Source organism: Rickettsia sp. TH2014 (assembly GCF_019249195.1).
In the GTDB taxonomy this organism is placed as follows: domain Bacteria; phylum Pseudomonadota; class Alphaproteobacteria; order Rickettsiales; family Rickettsiaceae; genus Rickettsia; species Rickettsia felis.
On the sequence record NZ_MXAX01000016.1, the window covers coordinates 1 to 736 of the forward strand.

A 736-nucleotide genomic window follows, 5' to 3' on the forward strand; every position below is an offset into this window, starting at 1 on the left:
CACCTGTGATAAAACTTAAATATTAATTTTTAGCTTCATACTACCCGCATGCGATATATATCTTCTCGCTTTACTACCATTATAAAATATACCCATTTCTATATTCTTCGCTTGCACACTAAATCCAGTACCATAGCTAAAGTTTAATCTAGACCTGCTAATACTGACATCAGGCAATACTGCATTATTAGTAGCTCGTTGCATCCGAGATCTAATCACAGGCATTTTTACAGCTACGTCCTTATGTACAAAACCATAAATAACAGGTGCTATACTGACACTTTTACTTAAGTGATGATCATAATTCATCTTGATACCTGCCATTGTCTCTATAATTCTTTCTTTAGTTCTTGCAACAGATAAATTGCACTCCTCTTGCGCTCCTCCTGCTGATACTTCATCATACGATGCATCTCGTATCTTGCTGTATTTTATGCCTAATTGCGGCACAATCTTTAGTCGCTCAGATAATTTATATTGAGTGCTAACCATGCCCTGCATGATATTGCTATATGCCTTATGACTACTTATAGCACTACTATCTAAACCTCTTCTTGCGCTGCTTTTTATATTACTTATGCCGTATATCCCTATACCACTTATGAATATATTTTTATTGTATGGCTCTACCTGTCCATATACCGAATAGAAATCACTCGTTACTTTCGATCTATCGCCTAATTTGTTATTACTGAATTTCAGATGATTATCTGCTTTCGTATAACTCATACCAAGC

General features: G+C 35.5%; 1 protein-coding gene. It reads right to left on the reverse strand.

The annotated features are described in order from the left end of the window. Nucleotides 1–15 precede the first annotated feature (15 nt). Nucleotides 16–736: autotransporter outer membrane beta-barrel domain-containing protein (locus tag KYQ89_RS00210; RefSeq protein ID WP_218459796.1), on the reverse strand; the 721-nt coding region annotated here is incomplete at its 5' end.